The sequence below is a fragment of the Rhodococcus (subgen. Prescottella) equi genome (assembly GCF_003013675.1).
GTDB lineage: Bacteria > Actinomycetota > Actinomycetes > Mycobacteriales > Mycobacteriaceae > Prescottella > Prescottella equi.
Genome location: NZ_CP027793.1, coordinates 3,380,303 through 3,397,425, shown reverse-complemented (window position 1 = coordinate 3,397,425; position 17,123 = coordinate 3,380,303). Strand labels below are relative to the sequence as shown.

Here is a 17,123-nt window from a genome sequence, read left to right as displayed (position 1 = left end):
CACCTTCCAGCGTTTGGCTTTGTCACTTGCTGCGGGCGGCGTGGCGGGCACCGATGTAGCCGAACACCATCGCGGGTCCGATGGTGGCGCCCGCTCCCGCGTAGTCGTTGCCCATGACCGACGCCGACGTGTTGCCGGTGGCGTACAGGCCGTCGATCACGGAGCCGTCCGCGCGCAGGACCTGACCGTTCTCGTTGTACACCAGTCCGCCCTTGGTGCCCAGGTCGCCGGCGCGCATCCGCAGCGCGTAGTACGGAGCGGTGTCGATCACGTCGAGGGTGGGGTGCGGCAGGCTCGGATCGCCGTAGGAGTTGTCGTACGCGCTCTCGCCGCGGTGGAAGTCCTCGTCCTTCCCGTTTCGGGCGAATCCGTTGAAACGGGAGAGGGTTTCGGTGAGTCCAGCAACCGGAACGTCGATCTGGTGGGCGAGTTCCTCGACCGTGTCGGCGACGACGACCAATCCGCCGTCGATCCACGATGTGGGGAACTTCTGCCCCGGCATGATGCCGCCGATCGGGTAACGCTTCTTGGCGCGTTCGTCGAACACGAACCAGGTGGGCTCGTGGCCGCCGGCCAACTGGTCGTGCACGAACGTGACGTACGGCGCCGCCTCGTTGGTGAATCGTCTGCCGTGCTGGTCCACGATGACCGACCGCGGTACGGAACGCTCGGCGACCATCACCTGCACGATGCCGTCGGGCCGTTGGAACGACGGCATCCACCACGCGTCGTCCATGAGATCGACTGCGGCGCCGACACTCCGGCCCGCCACGATGCCGTCTCCGGTGTTGTCCTTCGATGCGGCGCTGAAGTTGTCCCGACCGCCCTCGGGCAGGTACGTCTTGCGCATGTCCTCGTTGAACTCGAATCCGCCCGTGGCCAGGACGACGCCACGACGAGCGCGGATCCGCACCGCGCGACCGCCCCGCTCGGCGACCAGACCGATCACGGCACCGGTCTCGTCGGTGACGAGCGTCTGCATCGGCGTCTCGAGCCACAGCGGCACCCCGGCGTCCTTCAGCGCCAGCCGCAGTCGCGCGATGAGAGCGCGGCCCAGGGTGTCCATGTGTCGGCGCAGCAGGATCGACTTCACGGCGTTGAACCCGGTTCGGAGCGCGGTGAGTTTGGCCGTCCACGTGCGCATCACCATGTTGAGCTGCACGAAGTCCTTGGATGTGATGAACAGGCCCGGCGGCGTCGCGAGGGCGGCGGGGCGCAGCAGGTGCTCGTCCGCGCCGAGCTTCCTGAGATCCACGGGGAGCGGCTCGATCGTCCGGCCCGCGGGACGGCCGCCCGGCTGCTCGGGGTGGTAGTCGGAGTATCCGGTGCACCACTGGAAACGCATGTGCGGGCTCGACGTCTCCAGGAACTCGAGGGTTTTCGGGCCCTCGTCGATGAATGCGTCGACATTCGCCGACGGCACCCGGTCGCCGAGCACCGCGTCGAGGTAACGGCGGACGTCGGCGCGGGAATCGCCCAGCCCCTCACGGATCAGCAGAGGATTGTTCGGAACCCACACCCCGCCGCCCGACAGCGCGGTGGCACCGCCGTAGACGTCGGACTTCTCGATCAGCAGAGTGTCCAGACCCTCCGCGGCACCGGCGAGGGCGGCCGTGAAACCCCCTGCGCCACTGCCGACGACGAGCAGATCCACCTCGTGGTCCCAGTGGGACTGCGCAGGTTTCTCGGTCGGGTTCGGTTCGGTCGCGGCCATCGCGGAGCTCCTCGGGGTGCGTTGGGGGAGCGACCCGAGGCGCCTGTGTCCGGTCGCGTCGCGTCCACGACCCTAGGAAGCGCGTGAAGGGCGGCGAAATCGTCCCTCCCGCTGGGCGGGAGGACGGCGAATCAGACCAACCAGGCCGCCGAGTCGGCGGGGAGCAGGCCGTCCACGAGCGGCAGACTCGACAACACGACGGTGCCTGGTGGCAGCTGGATCGGTCCGTCGGTGGCATTGAGGACGCAGACGAGACCGCCGCGGCGGCGGTACGCGAAGCATCCCGGAGGGCTTCCGTACCAATCGATTTCGCTGCCCGAGCATTGGGTGAGCGTCGCGCGCAGCTCGAGGGCTGCGCGATACAGCGACAGTGTCGACGTGACGTCCTCGAGCTGTGCCTCGACGGTCAGGTCCGCCCACTCCGCCGGAATCGGCAGCCACGTGTCCGGCGCGGTCGAGAAGCCGAAGGGCGGCGACGTCCCCTCCCACGGCATCGGCACGCGGCATCCGTCCCGGCCGCGTTCGGTGTGGCCCGATCGTTCCCACACCGGATCCTGCAGCGCCGCGTCGGGCAGATCGACGTTCGGCAGTCCCAGTTCGGCACCGTTGTAGATGAACGCCGCCCCCGGCAGCGCGAGTTCGACCAGCGCCATCGCGCGGGCACGGGTCGTCCCGCGAGACCCGTTGCCGTACCGGGTGACCTCTCGTGCGACGTCGTGGTTCGACAACGTCCACGTGGCCGTGCCGCCGACCCGGGCGACCGCGTCGAGCGAGTTCTCGATCGCGGCGCGCACCGAGTCGGCGTCGAACGGCGTCTCGGCGAGGCGGAAGTTGAAGCCGAGATGGAGTTCGTCGGGGCGGATGTACTCGCCGAACCGCTCGTTGTCGCGGACCCAGATCTCGCCGACTGCCATCGCGTGCGGGTACTCGTTCATCACCGCACGGATGCCCCGGTGGATCTCGTGCACCTCCGGATTGTCGAACCGGGGATCGTCGTCCTCGTTGCGGAGCAGCGCGTTGGCGTCCCAGTCGTGGTCGGGCAGACCCTCGGGCTTGGCCATGCCGTGCGCGACATCGATCCGGAAGCCGTCGATGCCGCGGTGCAGCCAGAATCGCAGCGTCTTCTCGAGGTCGTCGAACACCTCGGGGTGGTCCCAGTTCAGATCCGGTTGCTCGGCGGCGAAGATGTGCAGGTACCACTGGCCGGGGGAACCGTCGGATTCGGTGATGCGCGTCCACGCCGGGCCGCCGAACACACTCGGCCAGTTGTTGGGCGGCTCGCTGCCGCCGGGACCGCGCCCGTCGCGGAAGATGTAGCGCTCCCGGGCGCTGCTGCCGGGTCCGGCGGCGAGGGCCTCACGGAACCACGGGTGCTGATCGCTGGTGTGGTTCGGGACCAGATCCATCGTGACCCGGATTCCGCGCGCGTGCGCCTCGGCGATCAGTGTGTCCATCGTCGCCAGGTCGCCGAACAGCGGGTCGATGTCCCGCGGGTCGGAGACGTCGTAGCCGTGGTCGGCCATGGGGGACCTCATCACCGGGCTGAGCCAGATGGCGTCGATGCCGAGCAGTTCGAGGTAGCCCAGCCGGTCGACGACTCCGCCCAGATCACCGACGCCGTCGCCGTTCGAATCGGAGAACGATCTCGGATACACCTGGTAGAAGACGGCGTCCGACCACCACGGACGCGAGTCGGGCGCCGTGCCGGTGATGGGCTGATCGTCACGGGTGGTCACAGCACTTCATAGTGCCGCATCGGGGGCGTGCGGATCGCGGTATGAGGCTGTGTCTGCGCCCGTGTCTCGGCCTGTGTGGTTGCCTCGGTCGTGGGCCGCTAGATCGGCGAGTTCACCATGGAGGCCGCCGCCATCTCCATGTAGTCGACGAGGGCCCGCCGATGGGCTTCGTCGAGAGTCTGCTCGTCGATGGACGCGATCGCGATGTGCATGCAGCGAAGCCAGGCGTCCCGCTCGATCGGGCCGATCTTGAACGGGTTGTGGCGCATCCGCAGGCGTGGGTGGCCACGCTCCTCCGAGTACGTGCGCGGACCGCCCCAGTACTGCTCGAGGAACATGCGCATACGTCGCTCCGCGGGGCCGAGATCCTCCTCGGGGTACAGCGGGCGGACGATCTCGTCCTTGGCCACCTCCTCGTAGAAGCGGGCGGTGAGCTTGCGGAACGTCTCGGCTCCGCCCACCGCGTCGTAGAACGTCTGCTCCGTCGTGGGGGTCGTGGGGTTCGTTTCAGTCATGGCGTGTCCCATTGTGCCCGTTCTCGCGGCGAAGTCACCCGGGCACGGCCGGCCCGCGGTGTCCGGCACCCCGGGTTCACCGATCGTGCAGCAACTTTTTCCCGGAAATGGGTGTGCGGGACCGCATCATCCGTGGTCAACTTGGGTCAGTCTTCGCGGAGGTCGCATGGCACACCGACAGAGCGCGCGAGCGCATCGACAACTCGTGCCCACTGATGTGCGGGGTAACCACACATCGGGGGCTTTTCCGCTGCACGTCCTTCCCGAGCCCGGAGCATCCGGGCTCGCTCTGCCGGGTCGGGGCCCGCAGCCCGGCTGGAACAAGCGTCGGGTACTGCTGCTCAACGCGACGTTCGAACCCCTGACCGCCCTGCCGGCCCGCCGTGCCGTCGTGCTGATGGTCTGCGACAAGGCCGATGCCGTCCACGAGGATCCGCTCGGGCCCGTGATCCACTCCGAAGGCTGTTCCCTGCAGGTGCCGTCGGTCATCCGCCTCCGCAACTATGTTCGCGTGCCCTATCGCTCGCGCGTCCCGATGACCCGGGCGGCGCTGATGCACCGCGACCGCTTCCGCTGTGGCTACTGCGGCAACAAGGCCGAGACGATCGATCACGTCGTGCCGCGCAGTCGGGGCGGCGGCCATTCGTGGGAGAACTGCGTCGCGTGCTGCGCGCCGTGCAATCACCGCAAAGCGGACAAACTGCTGACCGAGCTGGGGTGGACGCTCCGGACCGCGCTGGTGCCACCGTCGGGCCCGCACTGGAGGCTGTTGTCGAGCACCACCGAACTGCATCCGACCTGGCTGCCGTATCTCGGCGAGGGCGCGGCCTGAGAAGAAGGCGGTTTCGGCCCCGACGCTTCCATTTCGGCAGGACTCGGCTACGGTTTGCCTCGTGAGCATTCTCGAGACAGTGCTGATATTCGTAGGGATACCCGTCCTGGTGATCGCGATCGTCGCGGGACTGTCCTTCATGACCAAGAAGTCGCCCGGCTTCGTGCCGACCGAGTACCGCCTCGGCGAGCGCTGGACCCACCAGCCGGTCCTGTGGAGCGCCGTCGACGAGGTGACCACGCACGGTCACCACGCCGCGCACGCCGTGGGCGCAGACGCGATCGGAGGTTCGGCAAGTGGCAAGTGGTGACGTTATCCAGACTTCGGTCGCCCCGGCAGATCTGCCGGTCGGCACCGTGGTGACGACCAGCGGTCGCCTCTCCGGCGTGCACCGCATCGGCGAGCCGTTCGACGACCTGCTGCCGTTCACGACCGACCAGCTCGTGCGCCTCGACGATGCGCTCACCGACGCGACCCGCTCCACCAAGGTGCGGTTCAACGTCTACGTCGGCGATCTCGGCGAGAACACGGCGCTCGGCGCCGACGCGATCTTCCCGCACACGCCGGAAGCCGAGCGTTCGGTCCTCATCGCGGTCTCGCCCAACCAGCGCGCGATCGAGGTCCGCGGCGGCCGCGCCGTCCAGCACCGGGTCACCGACCGGGTCGCTCAGCTCGGCGTCACCGCCGCGCTGGCGTCGTTCGGCGAGGGCGACCTCGTCGACGGCCTCGTCTCGGCCCTGCGCGTGATGAGCGCTGCGATCGCCCCCAAGTAAGCCCGAGCACTCACGCTCCACCCCGGTGACCCGGTGCCGCACGGCACCGGGTCACCGTCGTTTCGGCGGTCAGGTGGCGTCGAAGGCCCGAGCCTTCAGCGAGCGCACGACGCCGGCCCGGCCCTCGACCACCAGACGGCGCAGCGCCGGCGGATGATCGCCCTCGAGGAACGCGTCCGCCGCGGCCACCGACTGCTCGCTGATCGACCACGAGGGATACAGCCCGACGACGACGGTCTGCGCCACCTCGCTCGACCGGCGCTCCCACACCGACGGAATCTCCGCGAAGTAGCGCGCGACGTACGGCTCGAGCAGTTGCGACTGCCCCGGGGCGACGATGCCGCCGATGATCGCCCGCGCGGTGATGTTGGGGACGGTGTCGTCGTCGAACACCGTCGTCCACGCCCGTTCCTTGACCGCCGCCTGCGGTCGGGACGCGGCGGCAGCCGCGGCCTGGCGGGCGCCGGCGGCAGTGGGATCGCGCTGGGCCTCCGCGTCGATCAGCGGGCTCGCCGTGCCGTCGGCGTCGATCTCCCCGGCCGCCGCGAGCGCGTGCACCAGCCGCCAGCGCAGGTCCGTGTCCACGACGAGCCCGGCCAGCCCGACGGTGGCCGGATCGGTCGTGTCGAGCAGTTCCTGCAGGATCTCGGTGTGCCATGCGGACAGCTGGGAGCCGGTCAGCGCGTTCACGAACGCCAACTGGTGATCCGAGCCACCCTCGGCCTCGCGGGCCAGTTCGAGGAGGCGGTCGGCGAACGCCGGCCAGCCGAACGCATCCGCCCAGCCGGGCTCGGCGTACGCCGCGAGCGCCGTCTGCGCCTGCAACAGCAGCCGCTGGACGACGCCCACCTCGGTCTCGGCACCGATGCCGCGCTGCACGAGACTGACGAAGTCGCGGGCTCGCATCTCGGCCTGTCGGGTCATCTCCCAAGCCGCCGACCACGCGAGGGTGCGGGGGAGCGGCTCGGCGATGTCGCCGATCCGGCCGACGAGGGTGTCGAGCGAGTCCCGGTCCAGGCGGAGCGAGCAGTACGTCAGGTCGTCGTCGTTGACGAGGATCAGCTTGCCGCGCGGCACGCCCACCAGTTCGGGAACGTCGGTGCTGTCGCCCTCGACGTCCAGTTCGACGCGGTGGGTCCGGACCAGCTTGCCGGTGGCCGGGTCGTCGTCGTAGATGCCGACCGCGAGGCGGTGCACCCGGGTCTCGCCGGCGCCGGGACGGGCGCCTTCCTGGAGCACCGCGAAGTTGCGGAACGTGCCGTCGGGCTCGATCTGGAAGTCCGGACGCAGGGTGTTCAGGCCGGTGGTCTTGAGCCACTGCGCGCCCCAATCCGACAGGTCGCGGCCGGACGCCTTCTCCAGCGCCCGCAGCAGGTCGTCGAACGTCGCGTTGCCGAACGCGTGCTCGGCGAAGTAGTCACGCAGACCCGCCATGAACGGCTCCTGGCCCACGTACGCGACGAGTTGCTTGAGCACGCTCGCCCCCTTGGCGTACGTGATGCCGTCGAAGTTCACCTCGACCGCGGCCAGATCCGGGATGTCGGCGGCGATCGGGTGCGTCGACGGCAACTGGTCCTGTCGGTACGCCCACGACTTCTCGACGTTCGCGAACGTGGTCCAGGCGTTGGTGTACTCGGTGGCCTCACTCTGGCAGAGCACCGACGCGAACGTTGCAAACGACTCGTTGAGCCACAGGTCGTCCCACCACCGCATGGTGACGAGGTCGCCGAACCACATGTGCGCCATCTCGTGCAGCACCGTCTCGGCGCGCCGCTCGTACGAGTAGCGCGTCACCTTGGACCGGAACACGTAGTCCTCGAGGAACGTCACCGCGCCAGCGTTCTCCATCGCGCCCGCGTTGAACTCCGGCACGAACAGCTGGTCGTACTTGCCGAACGCGTACGGCATCCCGAAATTGCGGTGGTAGAAGCCGAAACCCTGCTTGGTCTCGGTGAACAGCCGCTCGGCGTCCATGTACGGCGCGAGCGAGGCGCGGCAGTAGATGCCGAGCGGGATGGTCCCGTGCTCGTCGGTGTAGGCGTCGGTCCACTGCGCGTACGGGCCGGCGATGAGGGCCACCAGGTACGTGCTCATCCGCGGCGTCGTCCGAAACACGTGCCGGCCCGGCGTGGCCGCGAGGGTCTGCACGGTTTCGGCGTTCGAGATCACCGCCCAGTCCTCGGCCGCGGTGACCGAGATGTCGAAGGTGGCCTTGAGGTCCGGCTGGTCGAAGCACGCGAACATCCGCTTGGCGTCCGCGGTCTCGAACTGCGAGTACAGATACACCGCGTCGTCCGTCGGATCGACGAATCGGTGCAGGCCCTCACCGGTGTTGGTGTACATGCAGTCCGCGTCGACGACCAGTTCGTTCGCCTCGGCCAGGCCGTCGAGCGTGATCCCGGTGGCCTCGTCGTACGCCGACACGTCGACCGGCTCGCCGTTGAGAGTCGCGGAATGCACTGTGGCGGCGATGATGTCGATGAACGTCGAGGCGCCGGCCTTCGCCCGGAACGTGACGGTGGTCCGCGATCGGAAGGTCTTCTCGCCCGGACGTCCGGCGCCGTCGGTGAGGTCGAGGTCGATGCGGTAGTTGTCGACCGAGACCGTCGCCGACCGTTCGGCGGCCTGAGTGCGGGTCAGATTCGGTGGGGCCACGGAGAACTCCTCATCACGGGTGGACGGACACTTCCTGACATCCCATCACGCACCCCGCATCTCCCGCGATTTGCGCACTTGTCGCGCAGATCTCGGGTCCCGGGGCGCGAGAAGTGCGCAAAACGCGATGGGTCAGGGGAGCAGGTCCTGCAGGGGGACGGCGGGGTCGGCGAGGCGGTCCGGGTCGACCGGGCCCGAGAAGGCGACCAGTGCCTTGATGTCGTCGGTGACGTCCCAGATGTTGACGTTCATCCCCGCCAGGACCCGGTTCTCCTCGTCGAGCCAGAACGCGAGGAACTCCCGGGCGTCGACGTCGCCGCGCGTGACCACCCTCGAATACTCCGGCGCCCAGCCGACGTACTCCATGCCCAGGTCGTACTGATCGGTGAAGAAGTACGGCAGGTTCGTGAACTCGACGGGATGGCCCAGCATCGTGGCCGCCGCGGTCGCCGGCTGATTGAGGGCATTCGCCCAGTGCTCGACGCGAATCCGAGTCCCGAGCAGCGGATGTTGCTGCGCCGCGATGTCACCGACCGCGACGATGTGCGGATCGCTGGTCGTCAGGGTGCCGTCCACCAACACCCCGCCGTCGACGGAAAGCCCCGCGGCCTCGGCGATCTCGATGTTCGGCTGCGCGCCCACCGCCACCAGCACCGCGTCGGCCGGCAGGACCGTGCCGTCGCCCAGACGCACGCCGTTCGCGTGGCCGTCGGAGACGGTGATCTCCTCGACCTTCGCACCGAACCGGAAGTCGACGCCGTGTTCGCGGTGCAGGTCGGCGAACACCGCGCCCATCTCGCTGCCGAGCGCAGCCAGCAGCGGCAGGTCGGCCGCCTCGACGATCGTCACCGAGACGTCCTTGCCGCGTGCGCCCGCGGCGATCTCGAGTCCGATCCATCCCGCGCCGACGACGACCAGACGCGACCCCGGGATCAATGCCGCGATCAGCGCGTCCGACTCCTCGATCGTCCGCAGATAGTGCACTCCGGCCGCGTCGGCGCCCGGTATCGGAGGTCGCCGCGAGCGGGACCCGGTGGCGAGGGCGAGCTTGTCGTAACCGATCGTGGATCCGTCGGGCAGCACGACGCGCCGATTGTCGCGATCGATCGCCTCTGCCGTGGTGCCGAGGCGCAGGTCCACGTGGTGGTCGCGATACCAGTCGCCGTTCTGCACCGTGAAGTCCGGCAGCGATTTCTTGCCGGCGACGTGCTCCTTGGAGAGCGGTGGACGCTCGTACGGAAGGTGGTCTTCGGCGCTCAGAAGCACGATCGCGCCGTCGAAATCCCTGGCTCTCAAGGACTCTGCCAGCTTGGCGCCGGCGAGGCCTCCGCCGACTACGACGAAGGTGCGCTGCGATGGGTCGAGGGAAGTCACGTCAATGCTCCGTTCCAGTGTTGCGACTGGATCTGTCATTTCGCTGTCCTCGATCGACCCTAACCGGGTATCGGCGTGCTCGGGAAGCATTCCCGCGCCGACGTGGTTCCCTTCAATCGAGAGGTGTGGCGTGGACGTCGCTACGCCCGGACAAGGAGATGCCAGTGAGCATGCAAGCACAGACCCCAGGCACCGACGATGCGACGGATACCGTCGACTTCTGGTTCGACCCACTGTGCCCGTGGTGCTGGATCACCTCGCGCTGGATCCTCGAGGTCACGAGGGTGCGCGACATCGAGGCCAACTTCCACGTCATGAGCCTCGCCGTACTCAACGAGGGCCGGGAACTGCCCGAGGAGTACCGCGAGCGGATGGCCCAGGCGTGGGGCCCGGTGCGGGTCCTCATGGCCGCGGCGCAGCAGCGCGGCAACGAGATCCTGCTGCCGCTGTACACCGCGATGGGCACCCGCATCCACAACGGCGGCGACCAGGATCTGACGAACGTCGTGGTCGAGGCCCTCGCCGAGCTGGACCTACCGGCGGAGCTGGCCGCGGCCGCCGACACCGACGAGTACGACGCCGAACTGCGGCGCAGCCACCACGCCGGCATGGACAAGGTCGGCGACGACGTCGGCACCCCGACCATCCACGTCAACGGCACCGCCTTCTTCGGCCCCGTCCTGTCCCGAATCCCGCGCGGCGAGGACGCCGGCCGAGTCTGGGACGGGACCGTCGCGCTGGCGTCGTACCCGCACTTCTTCGAGCTCAAGCGCACCCGCACCGAGGACCCCGAGTTCGACTGAGGTCATCGGCCACACCCGACACCCGTCGCGGCGTCCCCGAGGGGCGCCGCGACGGCGTGGCCTGTCAGAATTGAGGCCATGCGCGTATACCTGGGTGCCGACCACGCCGGCTTCGAACGCAAGAACCAGATCATCGAACACCTCACCGCGAACGGCCACGAGGCCATCGACTGCGGTGCGCACGTCTACGACGCCGTCGACGACTACCCGGCCTTCTGCATCGAGGCGGCTCGCCGCGTCGTCGCCGACCCGGGCAGCCTCGGCCTCGTCCTCGGCGGCAGCGGCAACGGTGAGCAGATCGCCGCGAACAAGGTGCCCGGCGCCCGCTGCGCGCTCGCGTGGAGCGTCGAGACCGCGCAGCTCGCGCGTCAGCACAACAACGCGCAGCTCATCGGCATCGGCGGCCGCATGCACTCGCTCGAGGAGACCCTCGCGATCGTCGACGCCTTCCTGGCCGCGGAGTGGTCCGACGAGGAGCGCCACCAGCGCCGCATCGACATCCTCGCCGAGTACGAGAAGACCGGCGTCGCACCCGCCGTGCCCGAGGCCCCCGAGGCCTAGGAGACACGTTGCCCGAGGGACACACCCTGCACCGTCTCGCGCGGCTGCATCAGCGGCGCTTCGCGGGATCACCGGTGCGGGTGTCGAGCCCCCAGGGTCGTTTCGCCGAGGACGCGGCCCTGATCGACGGTCGCGTCCTCGTCCGTTCCGACGCGTGGGGCAAGCACCTGTGGCACCACTACGAGAACGGCCTCGTGGTGCACGTCCACCTCGGCCTGTACGGAAAGTTCACCGAGTCGCCGCTCCCGCTCGAACCGCCCGTGGGACAGGTGCGGATGCGGATGGCGGGCACCGAATTCGGTACCGACCTGCGCGGGCCCACCGCGTGCGAGGTGCTGCACGAGCCGCAGGTGGCCGCTATCGAGGCCCGCCTCGGTCCCGATCCGCTTCGTGCGGACGCCGACCCGGACCGAGCGTGGGCGCGAATCTCGAAGTCGCAGAAGCCGATCGGGGCGTTGCTCATGGATCAGGCCGTCCTGGCCGGCGTCGGCAACGTCTACCGCGCCGAGATCCTGTTCCGGCACGGCATTCATCCCGAACGCCCCGGTAAGAACGTCAGCCGCGCCGAGTTCGACGCGATGTGGGCCGACCTCGTCGACCTGATGAACGTCGGGGTGCGCCGCGGCAAGATGCACGTCGTGCGGCCCGAGGACGACCACGGCGACCCGTCGTACGCGAAGGATCGGCCGCGCACCTACACCTACCGCAGAGCAGGATCGGCGTGCCGCATCTGCGGCACGCCGATCGCTCACGCTGTCATGAAGGGGCGCAACCTGTTCTGGTGCCCCGGTTGTCAGGTCGACTAGAAGTCGAAGCCTCCGAAGTCGCCCCCGCCGAAGTCGCCCCCGCCGAAGTCGCCCCCGCCGAAGTCGCCCCCGCCGAAGTCGCCCCCGCCGAAGTCGCCGCCGTCGCCCATGGCGCCGTAGTCGGTGTCCCCGCCGCCGAAGTCGCCGTCACCGGTGTCACCTCCGGCGTCACCGCCGTCGACACCAGCGTCTCCACCGTCGCCGCCCTCACCGGCACCGCTTTCGAAAGCCTGCGCGTCGTAGGGGACACCGGCCATGCCCGAGAACATGGCGGAGAACAGGAACATCGATCCGATACCCCACGCGCCGGCGACGAGGGCCGGCTTCCACCACGGCTCGGAGTACCAGCCGGCCGGCACCGGGCGTCCGGCGACGCGGCCGCCGGGGTAGTAGTTGGGCGTGCGTGACGACGGGTTGGGCGATGCCGCGACCTGACGGCCCTCGAACTCGATCTCGCGATCCTCGGTGACCGAACCGGCCGACTTCTGGCCGTCGATGCTCGGCACCTCGGGGCCCGGGTCCATGCCCATCGCCGTGCGTGCCGCGCGGATGTAGTACAGACCCTCGAGTGCGGTCTGCTTCGCGAGACGCGCCTGCACCGGCGTGGTCGCCTGCTCGATCTGCGAACCGGCGGCGGTGTACCGCTCGGATGCGTCGGCGAGCGCCTGCTTGGAGGCCTCGTCGCTGCCGACGAGGTTGTAGACCTGGCCACCCAATCGCTCGATCGCCTGGCGTGCGTCCGCCTTGGCGTCTTCGAGTTGGTTCGCCGAGTGGCCCTTGTTCTTGTTCTGGCTCTTCATGACCAGAAAGACGACGGCGCCGAGTACGGCGACGATGAGAAGGAGTTCCACGGGGTGCCTTCCGGAGGCGACAAATCGGACAACATCCAGGATACCGGGACCGGGTGACCTGCGACTCGGACACCGATCGTCTTGTCGGTGGCGCATGCGAACATATGTTCGTGTCCGACGGTGTGTGCGATCCCGAGGCCGCGGTGCGTGCCGAGGCGACGATTCTGCATGCCGATCTCGACGCGTTCTACGCGTCCGTCGAGCAGCGGGACGACCCGCGCCTGCGCGGACGCCCGGTGATCGTGGGCGGGGGAGTGGTCCTCGCCGCCAGCTACGAGGCGAAGGCGCGTGGTGTGCGGACGGCGACCAGTGGAGCGCTGGCCCGGCGCCTGTGCCCGGACGCGATCGTCGTGCCACCGCGGATGTCCGCGTATGCCGAGGCCAGCAGGGCCGTCTTCGAGGTGTTCCGCCGCACGACGCCGCTCGTCGAGGGGATTTCCATCGACGAGGCATTTCTCGACGTCGGCGGTTTGCGGCGGATCTCCGGGAGTCCCGTGCGGATTGCGGAACGATTGCGGCGCGACGTGCGGGAGCAGGTGGGCCTGCCGATCACTGTGGGTGTGGCCCGCACGAAGTTCCTCGCGAAGGTGGCCAGCGCGGTCGGCAAGCCCGACGGGCTGCTGGTGGTGCCACCGGACCGGGAGATCGAGTTCCTCCACCCGCTGCCTGTCGAGCGGCTCTGGGGCGTGGGAAAGGTCACTTCCCGCAAGCTGCGCGACTACGGTGTCCGGACTGTCGCGGAACTGGCGGCGCTGTCCGAACGCGAGCTGTCGACGGTGGTGGGGCCGGGTTCGGCCAGGCACCTGCACGCCCTGGCGTGGGCCCGCGACCCGCGGCGAGTGCAGACCGGCCGCCGCCGCCGGTCCATCGGCGCGCAGCACGCCCTCGGCCGGCGGCAACGGAGCTTCGCGGAGGTCGAGTCCACGGCCGCGGCGCTGGTGGATCGGGTCGTGCGCAGGCTGCGGGCGGCCGGGTGGGTGTGCCGCACGGTCGTGCTCCGGATGCGGTTCGCTGACTTCGAACGCGCCACTCGATCGGTCACGCTCGGTGAGGCGTCGGCCCGGACGGAGGTCGTGCTGGCCGCCGTGCGGGCACTGCTCGTCGAATCACATCCGCTCATCGCCGAGCGCGGGCTCACGCTCGTGGGCGTTGCGTTGACCAATCTCGACAGAGAAGGCGCCGAGCAGCTGGCCCTACCGTTCGAGCCGGACACCGGGCCTCCGGTGACGGAGACCGACGGGGTCCGGCTCGATACTGCGCTCGATGCGGTGCGGGCCAAGTTCGGGTCGGTCGCGGTGACGCGCGCCGCACTCCTCGGTCGCGACCGAGGAGTGAGCGTCCCGATGCTGCCCGACGAGTGACCGCGGTGAGACGTCCGTCAGGCTTCGGCGGCGGCGTTCAGCTGCTCGAGTGTGCCGGTCGCCTCCAGGTACTCCTGCACCCACCGCTCGATGACCGCCGACGTCTTCTCGACCTTGGTGAACTGGCCGACGACCTGGCCCACCGGGTTGAACGCGACGTCGATGGTCTCGTCCGGGTACTTGTGGGTGGCGGCGACGGCCATACCGGACACCATGTACTGCAGCGGCATCCCGAGCGGCTCGGGGTTGCCTTCCTGCTCCCACGCCTCGGTCCAGTCGTTGCGCAGCATCCGGCACGGCTTGCCGGTGAAGGAGCGGCTGCGAACGGTGTCGCGGCTGCTCGCATTCGCGTACGCGGCCTGCTGGACGGGAGTGTTCTCGGCCTCCTCGACCATCAGCCACTGCGAGCCCGACCACGCGCCCTGGGCGCCCAGCGCGAGCGCTGCCGCGATCTGCTGGCCACTGCCGATACCACCGGCCGCCAGCACGGGGACGGGTGCGACCTCCTTGACGACCTGCGGCCACAGGACGATCGAGCCCACCTCGCCGCAGTGCCCGCCACCCTCGCCGCCCTGGGCGATGATGATGTCGACGCCCGCATCGGCATGCTTGCGCGCCTGGTAAGGCGAGCCGCACAGGGCCGCGACCTTGCGTCCGGCCGCGTGGATGTGGTCGATCATGTCGGCCGGCGGGGTGCCGAGTGCGTTGGCGATGAGGGTCACCTTGGGGTGCTGCAGAGCCACCTCGACCTGAGGTGTCGCGGTCGCCTCGGTCCAGCCGAGCAGCTGCAACGCGTTGTCGTTGCCGTCCTCGGGGAGGGGCACGCCGTGGTCGGTGAGGATCTTGCGTCCGAAGTCCAAGGTGGCCTGCGGAACCATCGACTGGAGCATCTTCGTCAGCTCGTCGGCCGACAGGTTCGAGTCCATGCCCTCGTACTTGTTCGGAATGACGATGTCGACGCCGTACGGGCGGTCGCCGATGTGTTCGTCGATCCACTTGAGCTCGATCTCGAGTTCTTCGGGGGTGAAGCCCACGGCGCCGAGGACGCCGAAACCGCCGGCCTTGCTGACAGCGACCACGACATCGCGGCAATGCGTGAACGCGAAGATCGGGAACTCGATGCCGAGTTCGTCGCAGAGGGGGGTGTGCATCCGGCACTCCTTCGCTGGCCTGAAATCTGTAACAGGTTCCAACTTAGGATGGCCTGGTCGCGTGGGGTGGCGATTCGCGCGAAACAGGCACCGGCTTGCCTGTGTGACAAGCGTCACTCGGCGGGGCGGAAGCTGGTGGAGAAACGACAAAACCCCCGTCCCGGACGTAATCGCCGGGCGGGGGTTTCCTCCTCGCGGAGGGGATGACGGGAATCGAACCCGCGTAATCAGTTTGGAAGACTGAGGCTCTACCATTGAGCTACATCCCCGTGCATACGACATTAGTGGGATCGCCAGCGATGCCGTGTGCGAGATGGAACTGTACCTACCTCGCTTTGGATTTCCTAATCGGGGGGCCGTAGGATTCTGCCTCGGGTCCTCGCAAGGTTGGTGAGGTCCTGTTTCGGACGGGATGTGGCGCAGCTTGGTAGCGCATCCGCTTTGGGAGCGGAGGGTCGCAGGTTCAAATCCTGTCATCCCGACCACGTGTGCGTCAGTGTCGCGAGCGCGGCGCCGACGCACGACATAGAGCAACGAAGAGCATCACCACTACGAAGGAGCCAGATCCGTGAAGAGCACCGTCGAGCAGCTCAGCCCGACGCGAGTCCGTATCAACGTTGAGGTGCCCTTCGAGGAGCTCAAGCCTGATTTCGACAAGGCCTACAAGGCGCTCGCGCAGCAGATCCGTCTCCCCGGCTTCCGTCCGGGCAAGGCTCCGGCCAAGCTGCTCGAGGCCCGCGTCGGCCGCGGCGCCGTGCTGGAGCAGGTCGTCAACGACGCACTGCCGGCCCGCTACTCGGAGGCCGTCTCGGCCTCGGACGTGAAGGTCATCGGCCAGCCGGAGATCGACATCACCAAGCTCGAGGACGGCCAGGAGCTCGTCTTCACCGCCGAGGTCGACGTCCGCCCCGAGATCACTCTCCCCGATTTCTCCACCGTCGCCGTCACCGTCGACCCCATCGAGGTCACCGAGGAGGCGGTTGCCGAGCAGCTGCTGTCGCTGCGTCAGCGCTTCGGAACCCTCAAGGGTGTCGAGCGTGAGGTCCAGGACGGCGACTTCGTGTCGATCGACCTGTCCGCCACCGTCGACGGCGAGGCCGTCCCGGAGGCCACCGCTTCGGGTCTGTCCCACGAGGTCGGTTCCGGCCAGCTGATCGAGGGCCTGGACGAGGCCATCATCGGCGTCAAGGCGGGCGAGTCCAAGGACTTCACCTCCAAGCTGGTGGCCGGCGACTTCGCCGGTCAGGAGGCCGTCATCACGGTCACCGTCAACTCGGTCAAGGAGCGCGAGCTGCCCGAGGCCGACGACGAGTTCGCCCAGATGGCAAGCGAGTTCGACACCCTCGCCGACCTCGAGGCCGACCTGCGTGAGCGCGTCGCCCGTGTCCGCAAGGTCGAGCAGGCCGGTCAGATCCGCGACAAGGTGCTCGAGTCGCTGCTGGAGACCGTCGAGGTCCCGCTGCCCGAGGCCGTCGTCAAGGCCGAGGTCGACGCTGCGCTGCACGACGCCATCCACGGCCTCGACCACAGCGAGGAGAAGCTGAACGAGCTCCTCGAGGCGCAGGGCACCACGCGCGAGCAGTTCGACGCGGACGCCAAGGAGGCCGCCGAGCGCTCGGTGAAGACCCAGCTGCTGCTCGATGCGATCGCCGACGCCGCCGGCACCACGGTCGGCCAGGACGAGCTCACCGAGCGCATCCTGTTCCAGGCGCAGCGTTACGGCATGGCGCCGGAGCAGTTCATCCAGCAGATCCAGCAGGCCAACCAGCTCGGTGCAGTCTTTGCGGACGTGCGCCGTGGCAAGGCTCTCGCGGGTGTCGTCGACGCCGCGACGGTCACCGACACCGCCGGTGAGACCATCGACACCGCCGAGATGTTCGGCACCGCGGAGCCGGCCGCCGACGAGGCCGAGGGCGATGAGGCGGCAGAGCAGAAGTAATCCTTCTGCCCGCCGGACGGCGAGCTAGTTTTCCGCTTTCAGCGAAGTAGGG

At 68.7% G+C, this 17,123-nt stretch carries 15 protein-coding genes and 2 tRNA genes; 9 read left to right on the top strand and 8 right to left on the bottom strand.

Annotation, left to right across the window (positions count from 1 at the left end; translation table 11 throughout):
• Positions 1–22 precede the first annotated feature (22 nt).
• The 3 genes from C7H75_RS15885 to C7H75_RS15875 form a co-directional block, all read right to left on the bottom strand.
• Entirely contained in the window at positions 23–1,714 is a 1,692-nt protein-coding gene (locus tag C7H75_RS15885; protein WP_106851576.1) for an FAD-binding protein, read from the bottom strand.
• Positions 1,715–1,845: 131 nt separating this feature from the next.
• Entirely contained in the window at positions 1,846–3,450 is a 1,605-nt protein-coding gene (locus C7H75_RS15880) for a glycoside hydrolase family 13 protein (protein WP_106851575.1), read from the bottom strand.
• A gap of 98 nt (positions 3,451–3,548) precedes the next feature.
• Entirely contained in the window at positions 3,549–3,965 is a 417-nt protein-coding gene (locus C7H75_RS15875; protein WP_041674311.1) for a globin, read from the bottom strand.
• Between the two features lie 166 nt (positions 3,966–4,131).
• On the opposite strand from C7H75_RS15875, the gene C7H75_RS15870 reads away from it, so the two are divergent.
• The 3 genes from C7H75_RS15870 to C7H75_RS15860 all read left to right on the top strand — a co-directional run bounded on the left by C7H75_RS15870 (position 4,132) and on the right by C7H75_RS15860 (position 5,570).
• Complete coding sequence (locus C7H75_RS15870; RefSeq protein ID WP_106851574.1) at positions 4,132–4,797, top strand: HNH endonuclease; 666 nt, start codon at positions 4,132–4,134, stop codon at positions 4,795–4,797.
• Between the two features lie 61 nt (positions 4,798–4,858).
• Positions 4,859–5,107, top strand: coding sequence for an aa3-type cytochrome oxidase subunit CtaJ (gene ctaJ, locus C7H75_RS15865; RefSeq protein ID WP_005512215.1), 249 nt, complete (start codon positions 4,859–4,861; stop codon positions 5,105–5,107).
• Positions 5,094–5,570: a DUF5130 domain-containing protein gene (locus tag C7H75_RS15860; RefSeq protein WP_005512216.1), complete on the top strand. Its 477-nt coding sequence runs from the start codon at positions 5,094–5,096 to the stop codon at positions 5,568–5,570. The genes ctaJ and C7H75_RS15860 overlap by 14 nt, the downstream gene beginning before the upstream one ends.
• A 69-nt stretch (positions 5,571–5,639) precedes the next feature.
• Here C7H75_RS15860 and pepN read toward each other — a convergent pair whose 3' ends face one another.
• Together pepN and C7H75_RS15850 are read right to left on the bottom strand one after the other, a co-directional pair.
• On the bottom strand, positions 5,640–8,225 hold the full coding sequence (gene pepN / locus C7H75_RS15855; protein ID WP_106851573.1) for an aminopeptidase N: 2,586 nt from the start codon (positions 8,223–8,225) through the stop codon (positions 5,640–5,642).
• A 132-nt stretch (positions 8,226–8,357) separates the two neighbouring features.
• Positions 8,358–9,638, bottom strand: coding sequence for an NAD(P)/FAD-dependent oxidoreductase (locus tag C7H75_RS15850; protein ID WP_233281778.1), 1,281 nt, complete (start codon positions 9,636–9,638; stop codon positions 8,358–8,360).
• Positions 9,639–9,769: 131 nt separating this feature from the next.
• On the opposite strand from C7H75_RS15850, the gene C7H75_RS15845 reads away from it, so the two are divergent.
• From C7H75_RS15845 to C7H75_RS15835, 3 genes are all read left to right on the top strand, one after another.
• Entirely contained in the window at positions 9,770–10,402 is a 633-nt protein-coding gene (locus C7H75_RS15845; protein ID WP_084869744.1) for a mycothiol-dependent nitroreductase Rv2466c family protein, read from the top strand.
• A gap of 78 nt (positions 10,403–10,480) precedes the next feature.
• Positions 10,481–10,963, top strand: coding sequence for a ribose-5-phosphate isomerase (locus C7H75_RS15840; RefSeq protein ID WP_005512220.1), 483 nt, complete (start codon positions 10,481–10,483; stop codon positions 10,961–10,963).
• 8 nt (positions 10,964–10,971) lie between these two features.
• A complete protein-coding gene (locus C7H75_RS15835; RefSeq protein ID WP_084844877.1) occupies positions 10,972–11,769 on the top strand; it encodes an Fpg/Nei family DNA glycosylase in 798 nt (265 codons plus the stop codon).
• Here the strand turns inward: C7H75_RS15835 and C7H75_RS15830 are convergent.
• Positions 11,766–12,620 carry a GA module-containing protein gene (locus C7H75_RS15830; protein ID WP_106851571.1) on the bottom strand — a complete coding sequence of 285 codons (855 nt, stop codon included), beginning with the start codon at positions 12,618–12,620 and terminating at the stop codon, positions 11,766–11,768. The genes C7H75_RS15835 and C7H75_RS15830 overlap by 4 nt on opposite strands.
• A 104-nt stretch (positions 12,621–12,724) precedes the next feature.
• On the opposite strand from C7H75_RS15830, the gene dinB reads away from it, so the two are divergent.
• Entirely contained in the window at positions 12,725–13,981 is a 1,257-nt protein-coding gene (gene dinB, locus C7H75_RS15825; protein WP_106851570.1) for a DNA polymerase IV, read from the top strand.
• Between the two features lie 17 nt (positions 13,982–13,998).
• Here dinB and C7H75_RS15820 read toward each other — a convergent pair whose 3' ends face one another.
• Positions 13,999–15,132 (bottom strand): nitronate monooxygenase, encoded by a 1,134-nt coding sequence (locus C7H75_RS15820; RefSeq protein ID WP_005512228.1) that lies wholly within the window; start codon positions 15,130–15,132, stop codon positions 13,999–14,001.
• 198 nt (positions 15,133–15,330) lie between these two features.
• A tRNA-Gly gene (locus C7H75_RS15815) sits at positions 15,331–15,401 on the bottom strand.
• Positions 15,402–15,540: 139 nt separating this feature from the next.
• On the opposite strand from C7H75_RS15815, the gene C7H75_RS15810 reads away from it, so the two are divergent.
• Positions 15,541–15,617 (top strand) — tRNA-Pro (locus C7H75_RS15810).
• A gap of 83 nt (positions 15,618–15,700) precedes the next feature.
• Positions 15,701–17,071: a trigger factor gene (tig, locus tag C7H75_RS15805; protein ID WP_005512230.1), complete on the top strand. Its 1,371-nt coding sequence runs from the start codon at positions 15,701–15,703 to the stop codon at positions 17,069–17,071.
• The last annotated feature ends 52 nt before the right edge of the window (positions 17,072–17,123 follow it).

Bases quoted from the DNA above. Each gene is read 5' to 3' on its own strand.
- C7H75_RS15885 (WP_106851576.1), bottom strand. From the start codon at position 1,714: ATGGCCGCGACCGAACCGAACCCGACCGAGAAACCTGCGCAGTCCCAC.
- C7H75_RS15875 (WP_041674311.1), bottom strand. From the start codon at position 3,965: ATGACTGAAACGAACCCCACGACCCCCACGACGGAGCAGACGTTCTAC.
- C7H75_RS15870 (WP_106851574.1), top strand. From the start codon at position 4,132: ATGGCACACCGACAGAGCGCGCGAGCGCATCGACAACTCGTGCCCACT.
- C7H75_RS15850 (WP_233281778.1), bottom strand. From the start codon at position 9,638: ATGACAGATCCAGTCGCAACACTGGAACGGAGCATTGACGTGACTTCC.
- C7H75_RS15845 (WP_084869744.1), top strand. From the start codon at position 9,770: ATGCAAGCACAGACCCCAGGCACCGACGATGCGACGGATACCGTCGAC.
- C7H75_RS15840 (WP_005512220.1), top strand. From the start codon at position 10,481: ATGCGCGTATACCTGGGTGCCGACCACGCCGGCTTCGAACGCAAGAAC.
- dinB (WP_106851570.1), top strand. From the start codon at position 12,725: ATGTTCGTGTCCGACGGTGTGTGCGATCCCGAGGCCGCGGTGCGTGCC.
- C7H75_RS15820 (WP_005512228.1), bottom strand. From the start codon at position 15,132: ATGCACACCCCCCTCTGCGACGAACTCGGCATCGAGTTCCCGATCTTC.